19 protein-coding genes, 1 other RNA gene and 1 pseudogene are annotated in these 24033 nt (G+C 40.4%); 19 read left to right on the plus strand and 2 right to left on the minus strand.

The features are described 5' to 3' along the window. Positions 1 to 7: 7 nt before the first annotated feature. From DG046_RS03665 to ssrA, 4 genes are all read left to right on the plus strand, one after another. On the plus strand, positions 8 to 1189 hold the full coding sequence (locus DG046_RS03665; RefSeq protein ID WP_108831227.1) for a cation diffusion facilitator family transporter: 1182 nt from the start codon (positions 8 to 10) through the stop codon (positions 1187 to 1189). Next, complete coding sequence (locus DG046_RS03670) at positions 1182 to 1976, plus strand: TraX family protein (RefSeq protein WP_108831228.1); 795 nt, start codon at positions 1182 to 1184, stop codon at positions 1974 to 1976. Before DG046_RS03665 ends, DG046_RS03670 begins: the two co-directional genes overlap by 8 nt. Before the next feature lie 21 nt (positions 1977 to 1997). After that, entirely contained in the window at positions 1998 to 3764 is a 1767-nt protein-coding gene (locus DG046_RS03675; RefSeq protein ID WP_108831229.1) for an ABC transporter ATP-binding protein, read from the plus strand. Between the two features lie 81 nt (positions 3765 to 3845). After that, positions 3846 to 4196: a transfer-messenger RNA gene (ssrA, locus tag DG046_RS03680) on the plus strand. Between the two features lie 139 nt (positions 4197 to 4335). Here ssrA and DG046_RS03685 read toward each other — a convergent pair. Both DG046_RS03685 and lexA read right to left on the minus strand, forming a co-directional pair. Beyond that, complete coding sequence (locus DG046_RS03685; protein WP_108831230.1) at positions 4336 to 5502, minus strand: tyrosine-type recombinase/integrase; 1167 nt, start codon at positions 5500 to 5502, stop codon at positions 4336 to 4338. A 153-nt stretch (positions 5503 to 5655) separates the two neighbouring features. Continuing rightward, positions 5656 to 6288, minus strand: a complete 633-nt coding sequence (gene lexA, locus DG046_RS03690) for a transcriptional repressor LexA (protein WP_068455308.1) — start codon at positions 6286 to 6288, stop codon at positions 5656 to 5658. Positions 6289 to 6451: 163 nt separating this feature from the next. Between lexA and DG046_RS03695 the strand changes: the two genes are divergently transcribed. From DG046_RS03695 to DG046_RS03770, 15 genes and pseudogenes are all read left to right on the plus strand, one after another. Next, entirely contained in the window at positions 6452 to 6667 is a 216-nt protein-coding gene (locus tag DG046_RS03695; protein WP_159082042.1) for a helix-turn-helix domain-containing protein, read from the plus strand. A gap of 119 nt (positions 6668 to 6786) precedes the next feature. Next, positions 6787 to 7032, plus strand: a complete 246-nt coding sequence (locus DG046_RS03700; RefSeq protein ID WP_108831232.1) for a helix-turn-helix domain-containing protein — start codon at positions 6787 to 6789, stop codon at positions 7030 to 7032. 191 nt (positions 7033 to 7223) lie between these two features. Further along, positions 7224 to 7544, plus strand: coding sequence for a hypothetical protein (locus tag DG046_RS03710; RefSeq protein ID WP_108831233.1), 321 nt, complete (start codon positions 7224 to 7226; stop codon positions 7542 to 7544). A gap of 14 nt (positions 7545 to 7558) precedes the next feature. After that, positions 7559 to 8551 carry a hypothetical protein gene (locus DG046_RS03715; protein ID WP_108831234.1) on the plus strand — a complete coding sequence of 331 codons (993 nt, stop codon included), beginning with the start codon at positions 7559 to 7561 and terminating at the stop codon, positions 8549 to 8551. Beyond that, a complete protein-coding gene (locus DG046_RS03720; protein WP_159082043.1) occupies positions 8548 to 9129 on the plus strand; it encodes a replicative helicase loader/inhibitor in 582 nt (193 codons plus the stop codon). The genes DG046_RS03715 and DG046_RS03720 overlap by 4 nt, the downstream gene beginning before the upstream one ends. 466 nt (positions 9130 to 9595) lie before the next feature. Further along, complete coding sequence (locus tag DG046_RS03725; RefSeq protein WP_108831236.1) at positions 9596 to 9907, plus strand: hypothetical protein; 312 nt, start codon at positions 9596 to 9598, stop codon at positions 9905 to 9907. Positions 9908 to 9915: 8 nt separating this feature from the next. Then, positions 9916 to 10413, plus strand: a complete 498-nt coding sequence (locus tag DG046_RS03730; protein ID WP_108831237.1) for a hypothetical protein — start codon at positions 9916 to 9918, stop codon at positions 10411 to 10413. A gap of 59 nt (positions 10414 to 10472) precedes the next feature. Then, on the plus strand, positions 10473 to 13949 hold the full coding sequence (locus DG046_RS03735; RefSeq protein ID WP_108831238.1) for a stalk domain-containing protein: 3477 nt from the start codon (positions 10473 to 10475) through the stop codon (positions 13947 to 13949). 65 nt (positions 13950 to 14014) lie between these two features. Next, positions 14015 to 15853, plus strand: a pseudogene (locus DG046_RS03740) (VirD4-like conjugal transfer protein, CD1115 family); the annotation flags it as partial. Between the two features lie 52 nt (positions 15854 to 15905). Continuing rightward, on the plus strand, positions 15906 to 16154 hold the full coding sequence (locus tag DG046_RS03745; protein WP_108831240.1) for a hypothetical protein: 249 nt from the start codon (positions 15906 to 15908) through the stop codon (positions 16152 to 16154). 15 nt (positions 16155 to 16169) lie between these two features. Continuing rightward, a complete protein-coding gene (locus tag DG046_RS03750) occupies positions 16170 to 16382 on the plus strand; it encodes a Maff2 family mobile element protein (protein WP_108831241.1) in 213 nt (70 codons plus the stop codon). Between the two features lie 42 nt (positions 16383 to 16424). After that, positions 16425 to 17285, plus strand: a complete 861-nt coding sequence (locus DG046_RS03755; RefSeq protein WP_068455200.1) for a VirB6/TrbL-like conjugal transfer protein, CD1112 family — start codon at positions 16425 to 16427, stop codon at positions 17283 to 17285. 15 nt (positions 17286 to 17300) lie between these two features. Beyond that, on the plus strand, positions 17301 to 17663 hold the full coding sequence (locus DG046_RS03760; RefSeq protein ID WP_108831242.1) for a PrgI family protein: 363 nt from the start codon (positions 17301 to 17303) through the stop codon (positions 17661 to 17663). A gap of 7 nt (positions 17664 to 17670) precedes the next feature. Further along, entirely contained in the window at positions 17671 to 20139 is a 2469-nt protein-coding gene (locus DG046_RS03765) for a VirB4-like conjugal transfer ATPase, CD1110 family (RefSeq protein ID WP_445323175.1), read from the plus strand. 16 nt (positions 20140 to 20155) lie between these two features. After that, entirely contained in the window at positions 20156 to 24028 is a 3873-nt protein-coding gene (locus tag DG046_RS03770) for a CD1108 family mobile element protein (protein ID WP_108831243.1), read from the plus strand. The last annotated feature ends 5 nt before the right edge of the window (positions 24029 to 24033 follow it).

Raw genomic sequence — 24033 nt, forward strand, 5'->3', positions numbered from 1 at the left:
GGAATTTATGCTGGATAAACTGATACAGAAAAAAATGCCGGATCCCAAAGATCAGGCCGTGCGCAGCGCCATGGGCAGAGAAGCCGCCGTTTTGGGCATCGTGCTGAACTTTCTCTTCGCCCTGTCGAAAATCGTCATCGGCACCTTGGCCGGCGCCATTTCCATGATCGCCGACGGCTTAAACAACACCATGGACCTAATGAGTTCGGTGATCGCCCTCGGGGGCTTTCACTTTGCCGCCATGCCGGCGGACAGAAACCATCCCTACGGTCACGCCCGCATGGAGTATCTGGCCTCTTTTCTCGTGAGCCTGATCATCATCTGGACCGGGCTCAGCCTTTTGTGGGAATCGGCAAAGACCGTCATTCACCCCGAGGTCATGGAGACATCGGCCCTCGCCGTGGGCGTCCTCATCTTTGCCATGGCGGGGAAGGTATTTTTGTATCGCTACAATGTGGCTCTCGGCGAGGCCATGGATTCGGAGCTTTTAATCGCCACGGGCTACGACGCCAGAGGCGACGTGTTTGCCACGGCGGCGGTTCTTTTTTCCCTCGTGATCTATCACTTTTTTTCCCTGAACATCGACGGATGGATGGGCCTCATCGTGGCGGGGATTATTTTAAAAAGCGGCTGGGACAGCCTGAAGGAGACGGTGGATTCCCTTTTGGGCAGAAAAACCGATCCGGAGCTGGTCCGCGCCATTATGAAAGACATTAAGAGTTACCCGGTGGCCCTGGGCGTCCACGACATGATGTATCACGACTACGGCGCCAACAATCAATTTCTCACCCTCCACGTGGAGGTCAACAGCCAAGACGACGTCATGAAAATTCATCAGGACATCGACGAAATCGAGCGGGACATCGAAGCCAAGTACCACATGGCCACGACGATCCACATCGATCCCATTCGCATCGACGATCCGAGGAGCAACGCCCTTTACGATTACGTGAAGAAGAAGCTCAGGGAAGTGGATCCCCGCCTGGATCTCCACGATTTTCGCATCGTCACTCGCAAGGACGGGCTGAATTTAATTTTCGACGTGCTCCTGCCCATGGATTTAGAGGGCAAGGCCAAGGATATCGACGCCGAATTAAAGTGGAAGGTAGAAAAGGACCATCCGGAGTTCGCCCTTGTAGCGACCTACGACATGGACTATCAGAATTTATTGGAGGATAAAGATGAATAGGCTTCTGTCGCCTGAGGCAAAGGAAAGCCTCTTGGCCGCATGGCATAGGGATAAGGGCCTTTCCGGAAACGCCCTGAAGATGATCGCCTGCGTGCTCATGTTTTTCGACCACATGAGCCAGGGCGTGGCATTAAATAGCCTGGGCTTTACGCCGACCTATGTGGTGAACGATTGGGGGATTCCCGTCCTCTCGGGCATCCCGATGCCGAGCCTCCTCGCCACCATCGGTGTCCTGGCAGGCCGCATCGCCTTTCCCATTTTTTGCTTCTTCCTCGTCCAGGGAATTTTGCTCAGCGGGGACTGGAAAAAACAAATTCAGCGCCTCGTGCTCTTCGCCTTTATCGCCGAAGTGCCCTTCGACTTGGGCCTTTTCGGGCAGGTTTTTTATTGGGATCACCAAAATGTGCTCTTTGAAATGGCTCTCGGTGCGGCGACCGTCGTCGGAATGAAAAAAATCCTGGACGGAGACAGAAAAGGGAAGCAGGCTTATGCCGTGTTGCTCTTCATCGCCGCGGCCGTTCTCGCCGAAGTCTTGAAATTCGACTACAGCGCCGTGGGCATTATCGCCATGGTCTTGTTTTATCTGGCATGCAACGACCGCCGCCGCACCATGCTCATGGGCCTTATCGGTTTTTTCTTCGAGGCGCCCCTTTACGGCACGGTGTATCTGTCCCTGCCCTTGATTTATCAGTACAACGGCAAGCGGGGCCGAGGCGGCCGCTGGTTCTTCTACATCTTCTATCCCGCCCACTTACTGGCACTTTATTTTATTTCTCTGATTATTTAAAAACCGACAGAAAGGTGTGTTATGACATTTTCTTCGAAAATTAAATCCATAAAACCCTACTTTGCCTCCTATCGAGGCATTTTATTTACCGACCTTCTTTGCGCCGGGCTCACCACCGTTTCGGAAATTATTCTGCCCATGATCCTGCGCCATTTAACCAATCTCGGCGTAAAAGACATCGACCTCATTACGCCCCATTTAATCGCCCGGCTGGCCCTATTATTTTTCGTCATTAAGGCCGTGGAAATCATCGCCGCCTACTACATGACCAATATCGGCCACATGATGGGGGCAAACATCGAAAAAGACATGCGCCGGGACGTGTACAATCATCTGCAGACCTTGAGCGCCTCTTTCTACAACGACACCCAAGTGGGCCAGATCATGAGCCGCATCACCAACGACCTCTTCGACATTACGGAATTTTCCCACCACGCCCCGGAGGAATACTTTATCGCCGCGGTGAAAGTCATCACCACCTTCGTGATCCTCGTATCCATTCACGTGAAGCTCACCTTGGTCCTTTATCTGATGATTCCCATTATGCTCGTGGCGGCGCGGAAATTTCGCATCCGCATGCTGGAAGCGCAGCGGAAGCAGCGGGCCAGAATGGGGGATTTAAACGCCACCATTGAAGATTCCATCTCCGGCATTCGCGTCACGAAATCCTTCGCCAACGAAGACATCGAGCAGGCCCGCTTCGACGACGAAAACACCCGCTTTTTGGAAACCAAGCGGGAATACTACAAGGCCATGGCAGGCTTTAACGCCGTAACAAGAAACTTCGACGGCATCATGTATCTCATCGTCATTATCGCCGGGGGCTGGTGCATGATGGCGGGGGAAATTCTTCCCGGCGACATGGTGGCCTACATTATGTACGTGACCACCATGGTGGCCACGGTGCGGCGCATCATCGACTTCACCGAAACCTTCCAAAAAGGCCTCACCGGCATCGAGCGCTTCAATGAAATCATGGCCACGGAAAGTGATATTAAGGACAAAGTCGACGCCGTGGACTTGGTGGACGCCGAGGGCGCCATCGCCTTCGAGCACGTGGACTTTTCCTACGAAGGCAAATTCAACGTGCTGGAGGATTTTCATCTGGCCATTCGCCCGGGAGAGAAAGTGGCCCTGGTGGGCCCCTCCGGCGCGGGAAAGACCACCATCTGCAATCTCATTCCCCGCTTTTGGGACGTAGATCACGGCGCCGTAAAAGTCGACGGCCACGACGTGCGGGACCTTACCTTACAGAGCCTGAGAAAAAGCATCGGCATGGTGCAACAAGACGTGTACCTCTTTAACACCAATGTCATGGAAAATATTCGCTACGGCCGCCCGGAAGCCACGGACGAGGAAGTCATGGAAGCGGCGAAGCTGGCCAACGCCTACGACTTCATCATGGATCTTGAGGAGGGCTTTCAAACCCACGTGGGCGAGCGAGGCGTGAAGCTCTCCGGCGGTCAGAAACAGCGGATCTCCATCGCCCGCGTTTTCTTGAAAAACCCGTCCATCTTGATTCTGGACGAAGCCACCTCGGCCCTGGACAACGAAAGCGAAATGATCATCCAACATTCTCTGGACGCCCTCACCGAAGGCCGCACCTCCATTACCATCGCCCACCGGCTCTCCACCGTGGAAAACGCCGACACCATTCTGGTTATGGAAAAAGACAAGGGCATCGTGGAGCGGGGCAACCACAAAGAGCTCATGGCCAAGGGCGGATTGTACCACTATCTCTACACCAAAGGCGGCGACTTGGTGGAAAACTTCGATACGAAAAACTGACGAGAGACTCGGCTGTGCCGGGTCTTTTTTCGCGGGCGATTGACAGATAGAGCAAAAAACGATACGCTATTACTTACCCATGGGGACGAAATGGCTTCGACGGGGATTCGGAACCCGGGGTAGCAAGCCGTTGATGAGTCAGGCAACGTAAAAATGGCTCAAAAAATTAAATGCTAACGAAAACAACGTAGCACTGGCAGCGTAAATTACGCTACCCACGGAACTAAGAGGACCACGGCTTAGGGAAGTGTCAAATCAGTGGTGAAACGTCATCGGTCAAGCTTTGCCCCGATGCCGGAATTTATGAAGCTACCTTAATGCGACCTTTTGTTTTTCTTTTCGCCTTAAGGGAAATTTAAAGAAAAACTGAGCTTGGAGAAACCTCGGTGGAAGAGTTCTCGGACGCGGGTTCGACCCCCGCCGTCTCCACCATACAATTTCAAAGGGTTTCAAATAATCTTGAAACCGCATGTTTAAGCCATTTGTTATTTTTGAAATAGCAAGTGGCTTTCATTTTATCTCAAATAATCTCGAACGGTTGCACACTCCGTTGCACACTGAAAGCATAGTTTCATATAATGCCGTCTAATAAATCGACTGCCGATTTTTTAGAATCATCTAATACTGTTACATAAATTTCCGTTGTTCGTATATCATAATGTCCCAACAGCAATTGAATAGTTCGAACAGGAACGCCTTGTTCATAAAGCCTAGTAGCATAACTATGGCGAAGCTCATGGAATGTAAAAGTAGGTAGATTGATACTTTCGCAAATTGTTTTAACTCTTCTTGTGGGACGCTTACTTTCAATATAATTTCCCTTATCGTCTGGGAAGATTAAATTCCGGTCTATAAAATGGTCAGAGTCTCGTTTTAAATTTAAGGTAATTTCCTTTTGGCGATTCAACATTTTTATAGTAGTATCTGTAACCGGTATTTCTCGTATACTGGTGTCGCTTTTGGGAACGCTTATTTCTCTGTGCCAGGTTTTTTCTCCATTTTCCTTAATCTCAGCACTTTTTCTATATTGTTTATTGATTATAATAGAGTGTCCAGTATAGTCTTCCCAAGTTAGTGCTGTAATTTCGGCAAGACGACCACCAGTGGCAAGCGACATATATATGAAATTATCTAGAGAAGTGTTTTTTAAATTGGAAACAAATTTTTGTTGTTGTTCTGCCGTCATAGGCATAGATCGTTTTTTTATTTTCGAATTGCGTTTGGGTATCGTGACTGAGGCAATGGGATTTTTATAAATATCTTCATGATTCATTGCGAAGTCAAGACAATGCTTTATAATTCTATAGTTTTTTTGTATTGTGGGGAGTGGATATTTTTTTTGTAAATCATCAAAGTGGTATTGTAGGTGAGTTGCTTTTAAGTCTTTCATTTTGATTTTAGCAAGTGTAGAATTTTTAATTCGTAATCTATATTCCGTTTCATATTTTTGAAAACTTGTTGGCATAATTTTTTCTTTTTTGGAAGAAAAGATCCAGTGTTTAAAATAGTCTGCGAAAACTTCATCTGAAGGTTCGATAAGAATATTTTTATCTGCTAAGACCTGAAATTCTCGTAGCTTTTTAACGACTGTTTGGCGATCATACCCGCCGACGGTTTTTCTAATTGCTTTGCCATTATTATCTACTTCAATTGTGACAGCTCCACGATAATAAACTCGTCCATTGCGTATTTCTGTCCAGATACTTCCGTCACCATTGGCTCTTTTGATTTTTTTCATAATGTCACCTCATATCTAGAAAGTAAAGTCTTACAAATCTTGATATAGGCACTTTCGCATGATAAGATAAATGTGTCACCAGTACCTTCATGCGAAGGTGCTTGCCTCCAGTCAGTCGACTGGAGGCTTTTTTATTTACTTACTATAAATCAGTTATATCTTACTTAATTTATAAACAGCTTTACCAATAATTGAAATGTTTGAGTGGTTATCAAAAAGCATAGGTTTATACTTTGGGTTTTCTGCTCGAAGTTCAACTACATCATTTCCATGCTTGTAGACCTTCTTCAATGTCGCAGAGTCATCGATAAGAACAGCAGCGATTTCGCCATTTTCGACGTCAGGTTGCTGCCTAATAAAGACTATATCACCATCAAAAATGTAAGAAAGCACCATTGAGTCACCAGAGACTCTAAGACAAAAATCAGCGTTGATTTTTTTATCTAGGCTAATATATTCTTCTATATTCTCTTCAGCTAAAACTGGTACACCTGCAGCAATGGTTCCTATTAAAGGGTATTGCTTCGTGGAAGGTGGATTTATGGCATTAGTAATATTATTAAAGTCTTCATTGCCATAGAAGAGCCAGTTTATAGAAACATTTAATTTCTCGGCTATTTTAAGTGCCATAGAGTATGCTGGATCATTACGTCCAGACTCATATCCGGAGATAACACTTTTACTAGTACCAAGTTTATTAGCGAGTTCTTCCTGAGACCAGTCTTTGGAGAGCCTAGCCTTTTTAACTCTGGCACCAAAGTTTTTTAGATTTTCTTGTTTTTTCATCTAACAACCTCCTGTACATATAGTCTATCAAAGGGTGTTCGAAATTTCAATCGTTGCACGTAATAAAAAGAAAAAAGTTCGAAATATAGGTTGACATTTAATTATAGCATTGCTAATATAAATGTATGTTCGAGATATAGAACTGTCCAAAGGAGGAAATATTATGGAAGTATCCTACAATAAATTAAAAGGACTAATGGCTGAAAAGGGATTTACCATTCGTTCGTTGTCTAAAAATACAGGAATTCCTGTAAGTACACTGTCCAATAAATTAAATGGTTTAACAGAGTTTAAAACAAGTGAAATCCTAAAGATATCCTACATTTTAGGTATTTCTGATGTGACAGAATATTTCTTACTGCAAAAGTTCGAGATATAGAACGGATTGCAAAATAAGATGTACATTTTTCTTAATTCTTTTTTGGCGTTACCGAGTTGAAATTATTGTTAAATCACTATGTTGTTTTATGCTAAACAACGACAAATAAGGAGTTAAATATGGAAGCAGTTGCATTGAATGACGTTGGATTTAATGAAGTTAAAAAGCAATTACAAAATATAGAAAATCTATTAGTTGAAAATAACAAATATGGTTTGTCCGTAAAAGAAGCTGCTAGATATAGCGGTATCGGAAGGACTCAGCTATACCGCCTCATGGAAAGTGGAGAACTTGATTATAAGCAAGTGACACCACAAAAGAGAATTATCACGAAAAAAGCTCTAAATGACTACTTGGAAAGATAGTGGTTGGCTATGGTAGTAACCTCAAAAGAAAGAGCGAACTATATAAGACTAAAACTGGTTAGCGTTATTTTCGCTGTCGATCTCGCCCTTAACGACAAGTGCAAATGCAATTGGAATGAAGATATTATAAAGAGCCTTATTGAGACACGTGACATGTGCCGGAGGACTTTGAATGAATTGGAGGAAGTCATATGAAAGCATATTGTTTAAATGACTTAATAAACTGGGATTCAATCGATTATGATGACGTTACTATTGAGAGACTAATAATTGATGATTCGGTCGAAAAGATTATGATGCCCGGAGAAAGTAAAACGTGGTTTTATACAGATGACTATAACGTTTATAAGTGGTACGAAAGCTATTCAGATGCTTTAGCCACGATAAATGAAGCTGTTGAATACGGATTGATTTCAACAAAGGAATTTCGAGAGTGGAGATTCTTGCACTGTAAACAGCCTGATGATCTTATAGAGTTTGCGGAAGAATTAGAAAGATCTTTCGTTTTTTAAGGAGGATCTTGTATATGCAAAATAGCCTAAAACAACTTCTTCTTGGGTGGTCAGGATTTATTGCGATTAATCGTAAAGTTTTGAAAGTTCTCGGATTAGACAGAGCCTATCTTCTTAGCATTCTTGCTGAAGGAGAAGAGATGTTTTCTAAAAAAGGCGACGATGAGGGTTGGTTTTATCAAACAGTCAGCTCAATAGAAAACATGTCCGGTTTCTCGCAATCGAAGCAATACAGGCTACTTAAAGAATTTGAAGATATGGGAATACTTTCAGTCAAGTTCGACGGTTTTCCACAAAGGAGATATTTAAAGCTTCACTACGACGCAATCGAAAAAATAGTTTTTGGTGAAAATGAACAAGCTCCAGAGGATCCAGTGCCACAAAATGATGAAGTCAAAATGAATGAACAGGGTCTTCAAAATGACTGCTCAGAGGATTCATACAGTCAAGATGAATTACCAGATCAGTCAAAAGGAATTACCAGATCAGTCAAAGCGAATGACCAGATCAGTCAAACTGAATTACCAAATCAGTTAAACGGAATGACCAGATCAGTCAAAAAGACTGCTTTATATAATAAAGAAAGTAGAGATAAAGAAAGTATTAATCTAAAACATAGTATAAATAACCCCAATAAAGAAATCGCCGGGGGAAGTCAAAAATTTAATTCAGTCGAAAAAAACGAGGAATCAGATGAGAATGAAATTACGAATCTCGTATTTTTCTTTACCTCAAACTTTGAACTTCAGGACGCATTATTTAACTTTATTGCTTATCGAAAAGAGTTAGGTGCTGCTATAACTCCGTCTATATTGCCAATGTTTCTTGACGAATTAAAGGAGATAGGTTCGACGGAAAAAGAAATGATCGATGTCCTCAAGCAGTCCATGGTGAACGGTTGGAAAAGAATATTACCGGTTCATCAGCAAAATACTATGAATCATACACCTAAAACTGTTGTCGATGAAGTGGCGGACTTTTATGAATGGCGTGGAGGTGTGTCATGACAATTAGTGATGACGACAGGGCTGTAGCGGAATGTTTAAGTGTGCTAAAAGCGGCTTATCCACAATATAAATTTTTAACTGATCACGCAATGATGGAGTTGTGGCATCGCAAATTGTCGGTACTGGATCCTGAAAAAAGAAGACTCGCTATTGAGTTTTGGATTAATACCGAGAGGTTCCCTCCGGCTATATCCGACATTTACGAGTTGTGCAGTCCCAAATCTTTGCCGAATAAAGATTGGTCTGAGGCATGGCAACTAGTCCAGAGAGCAATACAACGGTTTGGTGCGTCTCGTGAAATTGAAGCTATGAATTGGCTACAATCTGAAGATTCTATGACGGCAGAAGCTGCTAGAAGATTAGGATTTCAAAATTGCTGCCTATCACAAAATATCGCTCAGGAAAGAGCGAACTTTAGAATGATCTATCAGAGCATGGAAGAAAAACAAAAAGCAGACGAACGCTTTATGCGTTTACCGGTCGGCTTACGTTATGAGGAAAGGAGCAAGGATTTTGCCGAACTTAACATTAACGAAAGATCAATTAAGCCAGTATCACTGTTTAAAGCGGGAAATTAAATTACTTTCTGAACGACTAGATAATCTCGACGCAGAGGTTACAGATACTGTCGTCGGTTCGAATAGCTCGTTTCCTTTTCAGAAAATGCACATAACAATTCGTGGTAGGGAAACTCAATCAGACTACACGACTGCTTTGAAGAAGCTATTAACACAAAGGCTGAATAAATCAGTCGAATCTCTTTATAAAATTGAGTCATTTATATCGACAATCGAGGACGATCGAGTCCGCTATGTTTTTACAAGACGATATATCGACAAATCTAGTTGGAAGCGGATATCCGGAGAAATGGGGAGTAATGATGAAAGCTATGCCCGTAAAATACACGACCGTTACATTAAAAGGTATTTTTAAATTTGTCCGTTTTGTCCGTTTTTTGTCCGTTTTGGGCGTTTTGTCCGTATAGCATAGATAGTGAGGGAAGCTAATACTTCTCGTTGTACGACGTAAGAAGGGTGAATTTAGATGATTAATGATTTTTTGTTAGACCGTGTTTTTAAGAGTGCGAAAGACCCAAAGGAGTGGTGCGTATCGTTTAAAGGAATGGACTATGATGAGTGGCAACCTCTTTCCGCAAATGAGTTTATTCGTGAAGTTGAATTAAAGAACTCGTGGAATGATGTTGATCCTGAAATTTACGAAAAAGCATTAGGAACCGTCGGTATAGACTTTGCTTCATATGACGATCCTGATGAAATGTGGGAAGATTTCCTACTTGCAGTCAAAAGAACAATCGATAGTTGGCAGCAAGAAAATCAAATTATAACTCGTAGGTAGGTGATCTCATGGGAATGGGCATACAAGAAGGCTTAGCTGATAGTGTGCATGATAGACGTAAAGTAATGTTTTTTCTGGATTTATCCAGAAAGCTTTTTACAAATATCAACTCATCGCCAGTACAAAAAGCCACGTATGACGACATGAAAATATGGGAGGAACGACAGAAAATGAATGGTCAACTTGATCAAGAACAGGTTATATCTACTGATCTGCAAGAAGAATTAGTAAAAGCCTGTGATAAGGAAGGTATTCAATTTGCCGTTGCACCTATTGATGATGAAAAGTTTCGACTGTACTTTCACGCTAAAGACACTAAACAAGTAGATCAGGTTTTGAAAAGAACGTATCAAGGTTTAGAGGCAAAACGAGAGCGTGAAGGCGACAGGAAACCTTATAAAGAACGCTATAATGCTGCTAAAGAAATTCGTGATGAGTTACGAGAAAAAGCAGCTAATAGAGAAGATAAGTTAAAACAAAAAGACCGAGGAATGAATCGAAACTAAAATTCAGGCGAAAGCCTTTTATTATAAATATTAGTTAACTATCCAAGGAGGAAATAATAATGGTGAAAAAAATTACACGAAAGAAAGCACTTAGTTTGGCACTTGCGGGATTAATGCTTGCACCGAGCTTACCTATTCAAAGTTTTGCTCAAGGAACTAATCAAGGAGCAAAGGTAGAGTCAGGTACAAACAAGAACGTTCAATCAAAACAGTATATATGGGGAAAATATAATGTAAGTAAAACAGAGTCCGGAGAACCTAAACTGGGAGACATCCGATCATTTGCTACTAATGGAAACTATGGAGTATATAAAGGCATTGGGGAAATAGGAGGCGGTTTTCCGGGTATTAAAGTTGATGGATATTTAAAAGCCACTATTGTGCCTGGAAATATGGTAAAACTATCTCAACCATATCAAAAGTACTTTGAAGCAAGTTACGGTGGTCCAGTTAGTGGTGAACTGCCAAGTACACTTTATACAACTGGTGCAGATTATATTGTTGACAACGACGCTTATCCAAAGGGAGACTATTTTTCTCCAGAAATTAGAATGCATTCCTTTGTTTTAGCTGATATAAGTCAAGTTGAAGTTATAAAAAATGGAAGAGTAACAGTATCTAAGAGTAGTCCAAATGCTGAATATTTGGGAGATCTATATCGAATTGTAGGGGCAGAAGAGGTGTCTTCGAAATCTAACTATATCGAAGATGTTACTGCTCCTAAAGGAACCTATCCTAACAATGGTGAAAAAGATGGATTCTGGTATGTTTTAAAAGGTGAGGCACCGACTGATCCGACTGTTAATACAGCGAAATCAGAAAGCGACGACGATATTAAAGGTGCCATTGACAATCTGCCTGAAGGTGCAAAGGTAGACGTTGTATCTCGACCTGAGCGTACAGCATATACACCTGAAATCAAGGAATTAACAGTTAAGCCCGGCGAAAAGGCAGACTTAACCCAAGCGATTACCAATCCGAAAGAAGGAGTTAAAATCGAAGAAAAGACTCCTGTAGACACCAGTAAGGTTGGAAAGCAAACCGGAGCTATCACTGTAACTTTACCGGCGGAAAGGAAAAATGCGAAAGCAAAAATCACATTTAAAGATCAATCGACGAAAGAAGTAGACGTACCTGTCGAATTTAAAGAGTTAAGTAAAGACTATGACGTAACGGTTAATGTAAAAGAAGCAGCTGTTAAGGTTACTCTTAACTACGTTGACGAATCCGGTAAAACTGTAGCTACAAAAGAAATGTCCGTTGAATCCGGAAGTAAAATTAAATTGACGGAAATTCCTGAACTCTTTGGTTACAAGTTACTCTCTACTGATGACATTACTGTTAGCGAAGACGGTCAAGCTGTTACTGTAAAAGTAAAAGATCTGAATGCCGAAATTAAAAGCCTGGAAGATCAATTGAACGCCAAAAAAGGCGAACTTAGCAAACTTGAAGAACAACTGGCTGCTGAAAAAGCGAAAGGCGAACAAGACAGGGCTAAAATTGCTGAGCTTGAAAAAGCAATTAATGACAAAAAGGCTGAGATTGACAAACTCAATAAGCAAATTGGCGATCTCGACGAAGTCATTAAGCAACTTCAAGAAAAGCTCAATGGGCTGAAAGGTAATCTAGAAGAAGCAAACAAAGAGCTTGCTAAATCTAAAAACGACTTAGAAAATCTTAAAAAAGAATTAGAAGCCAAGATCACTAATCTTAACGGTCAAATTGCAGATAAAGATGCTAAAGGCAAAGACCTTGAAAAACAATTAGCTACTGAAAAAGCAAAAGGCGATCAAGACGCCACGAAGATTGCTGAACTTGAAAAAGCGATCAAAGATAACAATGACGCAAAAGACGCCTTGAATAAGGAAAAAGAAGGTTTAGCAAAAGAACTCGCCGACAAAGAAGCTAAAATTGCTGAACTTGAAGCAAACGCTAAAAAGCTAGAAGGTAATGTAAAAGACCTTGAAGCAAAAATTAAAGATCTAATTAGTGGTAAAGCTGTTGATGCCGAAACTATGAAAGCTCTCCAAGATCAATTAGAAAAGGCAAAAGCAGAAAATCAAAAGCTTGCAGATAACCTTAGCGCATTAAAAAAAGCAATTGCAGAAAAAGAAGCCGAAATCGGTAAATTGAATGATAAAGTCGGAAGTCAATCCGAACTCATTAAAGCACTGCAAGCTAAGCTTGATGAAATGAAGAAGGATTTAGGAGAAGCTAACAAAAATCTGTTAGACTCCAAATCTGAACTTGATAACCTCAAGAAAGAACTTGCTGACAAAATTGCAGCACTGAATGATCAAATTGCCGGCAGAGATGCGAAAGGTAAAGACCTTGAAAAACAACTTGCCGACGAAAAAGCAAAAGGTAATCAAGACACCGCTAAGATCGCAGAGTTAGAAAAAGCAATTAAAGACAACAACGATGCAAAAGACGCCTTGAATAAAGAAAAAGAAGGTTTAGCGAAAGAACTCGCTGAAAAAGAAGCCAAGATTGCTGAACTTGAAGCAAACGCTAAAAAGCTAGAAGGTAATGTAAAAGACCTTGAAGCAAAAATTAAAGATTTGATCGACGGTAAGTCCGTTGACGCAAGCGCTTTAAAGAAAGCTGAAGAAGCATTAGCACAAGCAAAAGCTGATAATGCAAAACTTGCCGATGAAGTTAAAAAACTTCAAGACAGCCTGAAAGCTGAAAAAACAGCAAGTGCTGAAAAAGATAAAGAGCTATCTAAACTACGTGAAGAAGCAAAGGCAAACCACGATTCCAACCTTTCCGAACTGAAGAAGGAACTAAAGAAAGAACTCGATAGAGCGGATAAAGTTGATCGTAAACGTCTAAGCGAACAAGAAAACAAAAAACTCGATGAAGCAATTAAGAAGGCTAAAGATATTTTTGCCAAAAAAGATGCAAAAGATGATGAAGTAAAACAAGCGATTAAGGATTTAAAAGAAACCTTGAAACCTTACGAAAACTTTATTTTTGACGACAAGCATATCAATGGGTTGCTCGGCAAAAACATCAAGTCCTTAAAAGACTTTATCGATAAGGTAGAAAAAGCAATTGGCGGAACCTTGATTGAAGAGGAAACAATTAGTAAAGACGGCGAATACACTGCATTAAAATACGTCTTTATGATTGACTCCAACAAATATGCACAAGCAACGAATAAAGATACTAAGATCTACAAAATGGACGTTAGCCCCTTCATTCGCAACAGCAGAACTATGTTACCGCTCCGGTATGTAGCAAATGTACTAGGTGCTGATGTTAAGTGGGATCATGGAACAAGAACTGCTACCTTCACCAAAGACGGTATGGAAGCAATAATCAATATCGACGAAGGTAAGACCATTAAGGTAGGCGGAAAATCGGTAGAACTTTCTGCGAAACCTGAAATCGTACAAGACAGAATCTTTGTACCGCTAACAGATATTTCGAAGGTATTCGAAGTAACCAATGGCAATACCGATGACGGTATTAACCAAGACATTGAGTGGAACAAAGACAATAGAACGGTTACCGTTCACATTGCAAGATAGTACTTGATGGGAAGGGGGATATTCCCTCTTCCTATTCTTTTACTTAAAAAGGGCTATTTATGGATATTATCAATCAAATTTCAAAAGACATTCAGGATTATGTGGATTCTAAAATACAGGATTTGAGAGAAGTCAATAAGAAAACGCTGTTTGCGTTGATTTTCCCCTATATACTATTTTTCTTTTTCTTTAATCGACTTTTCTTTTTAATCGATCGTGTTTCCTTTGGGTTTGCATTTAAAAATCTGGCGATGTGTTTTAATACTGAAATTCCACTTATACCCTTGGGAAAATTTACACTCTATGCCTTAGCTGCAAGTGTACTCATTCGAATCATCGTATGGCAGAAAGCTAAAAATGCGAAGAAGTTTCGGAAAGGTGAAGAGTATGGCTCTGCGAAATGGGCAGATCATAAAGATATCAAGCCATACATTAATAGCAGCGATCCTGACGAGAATATTATTCTGACAAAGACAGAATCATTAACTATGGAAGAAAGAATGCCGGTGAGTAAAAAGAAGTTCGAGAGAAATAAAAATGTTCTGGTAATCGGCGGTTCTGGCTCAGGTAAAACACGCTTCTATGTAAAACCTAATATTATGCAACAGCATAGCTCCTACGTTATAACAGACCCGAAAGGCAGTCTTTTGACGGAGACGGGAAAAATGCTTGCTCGTGGCAAGATTGTGACTAAAAAAGATAAAAAAGGCAAGAAGAAAGCAGTGCGTGAAGCTTATCAAATTAGAGTGTTTAATACAATCAACTTTAAAAAGTCCATGCACTATAATCCTTTCGCCTATGTAAGAACAGAAAAAGACATCTTAAAGCTTGTAAATACTCTGATGATTAATACAAAAGGTGAAGGCAGTCACTCAGGAGAAGACTTTTGGGTTAAAGCAGAACGTCTACTTTACTGTGCATTAATTGCCTACATCGTATTTGAACTTGAAGAGAAAGATCGAAACTTTGGAACATTAGTGGATATGATCGACAATTCTCAGGTAAGTGAAGAGGACGAAAGCTATAAAAACATTATCGACATCATGTTTGAAGAACTTGAAGAGCGGAAAAAAGACTGCTTTGCAGTCCGTCAATATAAGAAGTATAAATTAGCAGCCGGAAAAACTGCTAAGTCCATTTTAATTTCTTGCGGTGCGCGATTAGCTCCTTTTGATATAGACGAATTAAAAGAAATTATGTCTTACGACGACCTTGAACTAGATAAAATCGGCGACCGTAAAACTGCTCTATTTATTATTGTTTCCGACACCGATACGACCTTTAACTTTGTTATAGCAATGCTTTATTCTCAGCTCTTTAACTTACTGTGTGAGCGAGCAGACGATAAGTTTGGTGGGAAACTTCCTGTCCACGTCCGTTGCTTACTCGATGAATTTGCCAACATTGGACAAATACCTAATTTCGAAAAATTAATTGCTACGATTCGTTCGAGAAGAATTTCTGCTAGTGTTATTCTTCAGACCCAATCGCAATTAAAAGACCTCTATAAAGAAAAAGCAGATACCATTGTTGGGAACTGCGATACTACTCTTTTCCTGGGTGGCAAGGAGAAAACAACTTCCAAAGAAATGGAAGAACTGTTAGGTAAGGAGACAATAGACTTATTTAATGACTCTGAAAATAGAGGAAGAGAAAAGAGTTATGGTATGTCGTATCAAAAGACAGGTCGCTCATTAATGACGCAAGATGAAGTAGCCGTCATGGACGGCGGTAAGTGCATTTTGCAGATTCGTGGTTCCAGACCTTTTTTTAGTGATAAATACGATCTACTAAGTCATAAACGTTATAAACAGTTATCCGATTATAACGACAAATATGCTTTTGATGTCGAAAAATATCTATATAGAAGAAGCATGAGCTATCTAAAAAAGAAAACAACGATTCCAAAACAAGTAATGAGTACGTATATTGACAGAATAAAGAAGGAAGAAGGTAATGATGAAAAGAAAACAGCGTGAGAAATTTTCTTATGGCGTTGCAGTAGGGGTAGTAGCATTCTCCTCTATAACAACAGTCGGCGCTATGGGCATTTTAGCTCTTGAAAAGCTAAAAAAGTTTGTTCAAAGAACGGCAGATACCACTGTTGAAATTAAGCTCTATGAAAGGGCATGGGAAGATTTATTGGACGAACTGGAAGATGAAGAATGCGAAGAGTACGAAGTTTGCTTTAATTATAAAGATTAAATAAAGGAGAATATTATGGGATTTTTTAGTAGTGCAGTTACAACCTTACAACAATTAGTAGTAGCTTTAGGTGCCGGTCTCGGTGCGTGGGGCGTAATCAATCTTTTGGAAGGCTATGGGAACGATAATCCCGGCGCAAAATCGCAAGGTATTAAGCAGTTAATGGCTGGTGGTGGCGTTGTTTTAGTTGGAACGAAACTAATTCCCCTATTATCGGGTTTATTTTAAGACAAAACAAGCTAATAATAGCCTTTTATCGAGGAGGTGCTTATGCAGTTAGCGGAGAAGTTCCTTAACGGTTTAAAGCAACCTATGATCGATAACTGTATGAAGGTCTTTGAAAATATGCAGAAGATGATGAACGACCAAATGACGAAAGCAGGCGATGTCGTATCACAAACTCCACAAGCATATAATTCAGACTTGTACAATTTAGCAAAAAACATTAATGAGACGGCGGTTATACCAATCGCCGTCTTAATTATTACCTTTATTGCGATCTATGAAATAATTCATCTAGTTATCGACAGGAACAATTTTAATGATTTTGAAACCTTTATATTTTTTAAATGGATTTTTAAAACATCGATATCCATTTATTTAGTTAGTCATGCTTTTGAATTTTCAATGGCAATATTTGATGTTATGCAGTCTGTCATACGCTCAGCCTCAGGAATTAGTATTCAACAATTCCAGGTAGGGCAAGAAGCTATGAAAGCAAGTATAGAAAAGATGAGCATAGTAGACCTAATGTTTTTTACCACGCAACTTAATGCTATGCAGATGATTGTCTGGGCATTAGGCATTGTTATTTGGGTCATTTGTGTAGGACGTATTATTGAGATGTACTTTATTATTTCTGTAGGTGCATTACCCTTTGCGACTCTAACATCGAGCCGATATGGACATATTGGAGACTCTTATATCAAATCAGCGGTCGCATTAGGCTTGCAAGGTTTATTTATTATCATCACTCTAGGAGCATGGTCGGTATTCGTGCAGTCTCTAACAGTAGCAAAAAATGGCAATCCATGGACATTTATGTTCTCGTTCCTAGCAGCAAGCTTACTTGCCGTGATTGTACTCTTTAGAACAAAATCGGCAGCAAGTTCGATTGTCTCTGCAGCGTAAAGAAAGGAGGAAGCAATGGCTTATGTAAATGTACCGAGAGACCTGTCAAAGTATGAATCTAAAGTCGCATTTAACCTAACAAAAAGACAATTGATTTGTTTTTCGATAGGAGCGGCTTTTGCAATTCCCGCTTACTGGTTTACACGTCATTTTTTACCAAGTGACGTGCGTTCAATTTTAATGTTTATTATTGCAAGTCCTTTTTTTGTTGCCGGTATTTTTAAAAAAGACGGCATGACTCTAGAGAAATATCTCTACATTGTGTGCCGACAGAAATATTTTAGACCTGGCATACGACGCTATAAGACGCTGACTCAAAGTAAGCGAGAAGTTACGACAAAAATAAAAGGAAAAACAAAAAAGAAGAAAAAGAGGTGAGATCATCTTGAATCAAAATTTCCAAAAAAAGCAAGAACAGCGTCTAAAATCAAACATCGACGCAGCGAAGAAAAATAAAGAAGACTTTGGCAACACAAAAGCCAAAAAGTCGGAATCAAAGACTCCTCAAGTTTTACAAAACTTATTGCAATTACTCGTTAAGAAAGAGGACAACGAAGTCTACACGACGCAAGATAGCTTACCTTACGACAAGATCTTTCAAGACGGTATTATGAAGCTTGACGAAGGACGCTATAACAAATGTATTGAGTTTACTGACATTAACTACCGATTAGCAAAGCCTGAAGATCAAAGAAAGATTTTCGACGACTATTGTAAGTTTTTAAACTACTTCGACTCGACGATTGATTTCCAACTGACTTTTTTAAATTTAACAGGTTTTGCTGACAGGCTCATGCACAATATTCGCATACAAAAGCAGAATGACCCGTTCAATGATATTCGAATGGAATATAGTAGAATGCTTCGTAATCAATTGGCAAAAGGCAACAATGGTTTGATTAAACGAAAGTTTATTACTTTTACCATTAAAGCTAAAAATTTAAAAGAAGCTATTCCAAGACTTGAACGAATAGAAACAGATATTCGCAATAATTTTAAAACACTAGGCGTACAGGCTGAATGTTTAACCGGGAAACAACGTGTCGAACAACTTCATGATATTTTAAATCAGGGAAGCGACAGAGAACGGACGACGTTTGATTGGCATAATGTAAGAACCGGAAGCATGACGACGAAGGACTATATATCTCCCTCATCGTTTAATTTTCAAAATCCACGAATATTTAAAATGGGGCAGATGTATGGTGCAAGTAGCTTTTTAAGAATTGACGCTCCTGAACTGTCGGATAAAATGCTTGCTGAAATTTTAGACATCGAAGACGATCTATTGGTGAATATTCATATTCGATCAATGGATCAACAAGAAGCAATTAAAGAAGTTAAGCGGACAATTACCGACCTGGATAGAACGAAGATTGAGGAACAAAAGAAAGCCGTTCGCTCAGGTTACGATATGGATATTATCCCCTCAGACCTTGCGAGCTTTTCTGAAGAAGCGAAGAATTTGTTGGAAGAACTCCAAGGGCGAAACGAGCGTCATTTTATTGTAAGCTTCCAGATTACGACCTTTGCTAAAAATAGAAAGAAGCTTGAAAATATCATTTTCCAATTAAATGGTATCGTTCAAAAATACAACTGTAGTTTAAAACGTATGGACTATCAACAGGAACAAGGACTTATGTCTGCGTTACCGATTGGGGTAAATCAAATAGACTTTGAAAGAAAGCTCACAACGTCTTGTGCAGCTATTTTTGTACCCTTTACAACCCAAGAGTTATTTATGGGCGGGAAAGCCCTCTATTACGGTTTAAACGCCATATCCAACAATATGATTATGGTAGATAGGGGTACACTAAAAAACCCTAATGGACTGATTCTAGGTACTCCTGGTGCCGGTAAATCTTTCTCGGCCAAGCGGGAAATGACGAATGCTTTCTTCATCACAGATAATGACATTATTATTTGTGACCCTGAAGCGGAATATTCGCCATTGGTAAAGGCGCTAGGTGGTGAAGTTGTTGAAATATCACCAAACTCCAAACATCATATTAATCCTTTGGATATTAATATTAACTACGCCGACGGCGACGACCCAATCATGTTTAAAGCGTCGTTTATTCTATCCCTATTCGAACTGATCACAGGTGGTACGCAAGGTTTACAGCCGACAGAAATTACCATTATCGACCGATGTACAAGAGCGATCTATCGGAAATATTTAGAAAATCCTATTCCTGAAAATATTCCGATCCTGGAAGACCTATACAATGAATTAAAGAGACAAAAGGATATAGAAGCTGAGCGATTAGCGACCTCTCTTGAAATTTATGTAACAGGTTCCCTTCGAGTTTTCAACAATCGTACAAATGTAGACGCTAACAATCGAGTCATTTGCTACGACATTAAAAACTTGGGTAATGCACTGAAGAAGCTAGGTATGCTGATTATTCAAGACCAAGTTTGGAATCGAGTGTCCATTAACAGAGACAACTTTAAAAAGACCTGTTTTTACATTGACGAGTTCCACTTGCTGCTAAAAGAAAAGCAAACTGCGGAATATTCGGTGGAAATCTGGAAGCGGTTTAGAAAGTGGGGAGGAATCCCAACTGGTATCACACAAAACGTTAAGGACTTACTACTAAGTCAAGAGATTGAAAACATCATCGAAAACTCAGACTTTGTTTTAATGTTAAACCAAGCTTCTGGCGACCGTGAAATCTTAGCTCATCGTCTCGGTATTTCACAAGATCAACTGTCTTATATCACCAATTCAGGTGAAGGAGAGGGCTTATTATACTTTGGCAATGTTATTGTGCCATTTATAGATAAGTTCCCGAAGGAAACGAAACTCTACAAACTCATGACAACGAAACCGGGAGAGAAAATGTATTAGATAGGAAGGTGAAGTTTTGAAAAGAAACAATTATAAAAATAAGCCTAGCCAACAGCCTATCGATTCTTCCAAGGTACAAAAGAGTAAGGAGAATTATAGCCAATCTCTGAACAGAACTAGAGACGATTACAATGCCAAGCACGAATCTTTTCATGCTTCATCTTTCAAAGACTATCGAGCCTTTACCAATCAGCAAGAAAATATAAAGAAACAAGAAAGCGTTAAGCAAGACTTTAGAAAGACTGATAAAGCTATAAATGCTCAATTAACGGCTTCCTATGAACAGCAAAAGAGGTTAAATTATAGAAAAAACCTCATGAGAAAAGAGCGTAGGGAGCGTGAAAGAGAGGAATATGCTAAAGAGCTAGAACAAAGAAGGCGAGACGAAGAACGGCGATTAGAAGAAAACAGAAAAATTGACGAACGCCGAATTGAAGAAGAACGACGTCGTCAAGATTATCTTCAAGAACTGGAAAATCAAAAGTTTATTCCGACTCAATCGCCTCTTTCTGCTGCTATTCAGCGTGAACTCGTAGACAAGCCCGCTAATCGTGTAGTCGATTTAACGGAAAGAAAAGAGAAATACGAGAAGCTGAATAAAAGAAAAACCTCTAACGAGAATTTTTCATCAAAAGAGAAAGAGCCATCTACCGGTAGTCAGCCTAAGTCTTACGCCGATCAAAATTTTTATGATGCTGATCGATCTTCTGTACGGCAACATCGTAATAGTGTTAAAGATCCAAAAAAAGAAAAGCTTAGGAAAAAACAGGCGAACACTGTTTATCAAAGATATCAGACAGATGTGGCTGACAATAAAGTGGAGGCGGAAAGACAAAATTCTTCGGCTCAAGCTCAAAAGTTTAAGATGACAGATGAAATGGATCTCGACGGTGACGGTATTATTGATCGATATGATGCCGACTTCAGGGATTCGAATGTTCAACATTATGGCGATTTAGACGAGCGAGAAGACGCAAGAGCGGATTCGGAAAAAGAATATACAAACAAGGATATTAAAGAATCCCTTCTCTTTAACTCTGAACCCGAAAACTCAAATAGTGCTGCGAAAAAGAAGAAGCTAATTAAAAAAGCCTATTCTTCAAAATATCGTAATGAACAAGAAAAAGAGTCTGATTTAAAAAAAGAAAAACGATTCTCGGACAAAATGTTCTTTGATGACGAAGAAAAGGTCAATGCTGAACATTTAAAACTCGATCAAAAACTCGAAAGTGTTTCCGATCGAATTGCAAGATTAAACAAAGATAAAAACGCCGGTGCTGACACCGTAGCACGAAGCGTCGGTATGTCTGCAATGGCATTAAAAGCTGCTAAAAAAAGAAAGCAGTATGCGTCACGATTAAAAAATGATGAATCATCAATGATTCATAAAGTTAAAGAACACAAGTTTAACATTGAAGATGAAGCAACTAGACGGGTAGATCAGCTAAATGCAGATCAGAATCTTGCAGTTGAAACTGGCAACAAGGCAGCTAAGACTGCCGTTAAAACGAGAAAAGCTACCCAAAAGATTAACAAGGCATATCAAAAAGCTAGGAATAAGAAAAAAGCAAGAGAATCCTACTTAGAATCAAAAGGGGCTTCGTCAAATGCTCAATCATTAAGAGAAAGAATAAGCAATGCGATGAAAAATCCCGGTCAAGCGATTAAAAGGGTCGGGGAAAAAGAAGGTGCTAAATATTTAGCACTGGCACTCATCATCGTGCTGCTTATTTTTGTGCTTTTTTCTTGTGTATCATCATCTTTAGTAGGTATTACCTATTTAGGTAACACGTCTTATCTTGCAGATTTTATCGATGTTACGGAAGCAGACAAATACTACATGAAAAAAGAAGCAAAGCTACAATGGGAGCTTCAAAACATCGAGAAAGTTTATCCTGGCTTTGATGAGTATCACGTTGTAGATGACGCTATAGGTCACGATCCACATTTGCTTATTGCATATTTAACGGTAAAATTTGAAGATTTCAAGTTGAAAGATGTTACCGGAGAATTAGAGAGTATATTCAAGGAACAGTATCAATACAAAGTTGTTAAACGCACGGAAGTACGCTACCGACGGAATGGAAGCCCTTACCTATATAAGATTTTAGAAGCGACACTTTATACTAATGACTTAGAAACGGTGCTTCGCTCTCGATTAGGTGGAGGAGATTATTCAGGGGCAACTGGCGAAATGGGAGATTATGGCAATGGTCAATTTGCACAGCCTTTAAAGCATATAAGAGTTACCTCGCCTTTTGGTCCACGTAAAGCGCCTGTACCTGGAGCTAGTACATTTCACAGAGGAGTGGATTTTAGTGCGTCTGTTGGTACGCCTGTCTACGCTTCAGAATCAGGAAGGGTTATAACGAATAAATTCAATCGCTTCCGTGGTTGGTATATTGTTGTTGACCATGGAGGTGGTCTGAGAACGTTATATCAACATTTAAACGGTCGAGCGCCCAAGGCGGTAGGCTCAAGTGTTCAACGTGGAGAAGTTATTGCTCGTACAGGTAGGAGCGGTATCGGTTCAGGTCCTCATTTACATTACGAAGTACATGTCAATGGCAAACCTGTCAATCCGCTACCTTTTATTCAAGGCAATGGAAGGCGCAAGCCAAAACCCAAGCCTAATCCGCCGACACCACCACCTTCTACTCCGGAGATTTCTGGAAGTTCAGGAGACTCAGACAAAGTAACAGACCTTGAAAAATTCGATATTTATATGGAATCTAAAGGTAACTTCATGCTCTTCGAATCTCCAATAGAAAGTGATTGGAAGGGCAAGATATCAAGAATGTTCGGTTGGAACGTTATAAACAATAAGGTTACTCTTTATAACTGGTTGGATATTAATGCCGGCGGTGAAAAGGTAGTAGCTGTAAATGACGGTGCAGTATCTTCGAGCAGCGGTGGTCTAACTTTAACTGATGACACAGGTTGGAAGATTAAGTATCGAGGAGTTAGTCCGACCAAAACCGGTAAGGTTAAAATCGGAGATCAAATCGGTACTGCGTCAGGTAAGCTATCTATTCAAATTATTAATGACCAAAATCAAATACTAAATCCGTATTTTCATTTATGGTCAGAAGGCGGACGAGTCCAGTACAAGATGTACAATCCACGTCCAAGCATAGGCAGTATAGATTTCTCTTCCGGAGGTTGGGGTCAAGGTGGCGCAATGCCAAGCGAAGCCAAACCTTTAGGCGATTATTTTATTGCAACTGCCTACACACCTGACCCTAGAGAAAATGGCGGTTACAATGGAACTGCCATGGGGACAAAACTTGTACGAGGCGTGGTAGCTGTTGACCCGAAAGTGATTCCGCTAGGAACCGTTTTATGGGTAGAAGGCTACGGTGTTTGTCGTGCAGAAGATACAGGTGGAGCCATTAAAGGTAAACGCCTTGACTTGCTGTTTGAAACTAAAAAAGAAGCCTACAATTGGGGACGACGCAAAGTGCGTGTAGCGATACTTCCAAAAGGTTATAAGCCGGGAGGAAATGTTAGTGAACGGCGAACATCACTATTAAAAGAAGCACAACGCTATAGTGGCGTTCCTTATGTTTGGGGCGGTACAAGTCCACGAGGCTTTGACTGTAGTGGCTTTGTACATTACGTCTATAAGCAAAAAGGTATTAATATTCCGAGAGAAACCGTATCTTTGTACAACGGTGCAAGAAAGGTTTCTGCAGATCAGGCAAAGCCTGGCGATATAGTGTTCTTCCACAAAACCTATAATACGAGTAAACCGATATCACACGTCGGAGTCTACATTGGAAATGGAAAAATGATACACGCCAGTTCCAGTAGAGGTGTCATTATAGCGAACATTAATACGAGTTACTGGAGAAGTAAACTTGTTGGATTCGGAAGTTATTTACCGTAAAGGAG

The sequence above is a fragment of the Aedoeadaptatus coli genome, from assembly GCF_900343085.1.
Classification (GTDB): Bacteria; Bacillota; Clostridia; order Tissierellales; family Peptoniphilaceae; genus Aedoeadaptatus; species Aedoeadaptatus coli.

Bases quoted from the DNA above. Each gene is read 5' to 3' on its own strand.
- DG046_RS03665 (WP_108831227.1), top strand. From the start codon at position 8: ATGCTGGATAAACTGATACAGAAAAAAATGCCGGATCCCAAAGATCAG.
- DG046_RS03670 (WP_108831228.1), top strand. From the start codon at position 1,182: ATGAATAGGCTTCTGTCGCCTGAGGCAAAGGAAAGCCTCTTGGCCGCA.
- DG046_RS03675 (WP_108831229.1), top strand. From the start codon at position 1,998: ATGACATTTTCTTCGAAAATTAAATCCATAAAACCCTACTTTGCCTCC.
- DG046_RS03685 (WP_108831230.1), bottom strand. From the start codon at position 5,502: ATGAAAAAAATCAAAAGAGCCAATGGTGACGGAAGTATCTGGACAGAA.
- lexA (WP_068455308.1), bottom strand. From the start codon at position 6,288: ATGAAAAAACAAGAAAATCTAAAAAACTTTGGTGCCAGAGTTAAAAAG.
- DG046_RS03695 (WP_159082042.1), top strand. From the start codon at position 6,452: ATGGAAGTATCCTACAATAAATTAAAAGGACTAATGGCTGAAAAGGGA.
- DG046_RS03700 (WP_108831232.1), top strand. From the start codon at position 6,787: ATGGAAGCAGTTGCATTGAATGACGTTGGATTTAATGAAGTTAAAAAG.
- DG046_RS03710 (WP_108831233.1), top strand. From the start codon at position 7,224: ATGAAAGCATATTGTTTAAATGACTTAATAAACTGGGATTCAATCGAT.
- DG046_RS03715 (WP_108831234.1), top strand. From the start codon at position 7,559: ATGCAAAATAGCCTAAAACAACTTCTTCTTGGGTGGTCAGGATTTATT.
- DG046_RS03720 (WP_159082043.1), top strand. From the start codon at position 8,548: ATGACAATTAGTGATGACGACAGGGCTGTAGCGGAATGTTTAAGTGTG.
- DG046_RS03725 (WP_108831236.1), top strand. From the start codon at position 9,596: ATGATTAATGATTTTTTGTTAGACCGTGTTTTTAAGAGTGCGAAAGAC.
- DG046_RS03730 (WP_108831237.1), top strand. From the start codon at position 9,916: ATGGGAATGGGCATACAAGAAGGCTTAGCTGATAGTGTGCATGATAGA.
- DG046_RS03735 (WP_108831238.1), top strand. From the start codon at position 10,473: ATGGTGAAAAAAATTACACGAAAGAAAGCACTTAGTTTGGCACTTGCG.
- DG046_RS03745 (WP_108831240.1), top strand. From the start codon at position 15,906: ATGATGAAAAGAAAACAGCGTGAGAAATTTTCTTATGGCGTTGCAGTA.
- DG046_RS03750 (WP_108831241.1), top strand. From the start codon at position 16,170: ATGGGATTTTTTAGTAGTGCAGTTACAACCTTACAACAATTAGTAGTA.
- DG046_RS03755 (WP_068455200.1), top strand. From the start codon at position 16,425: ATGCAGTTAGCGGAGAAGTTCCTTAACGGTTTAAAGCAACCTATGATC.
- DG046_RS03760 (WP_108831242.1), top strand. From the start codon at position 17,301: ATGGCTTATGTAAATGTACCGAGAGACCTGTCAAAGTATGAATCTAAA.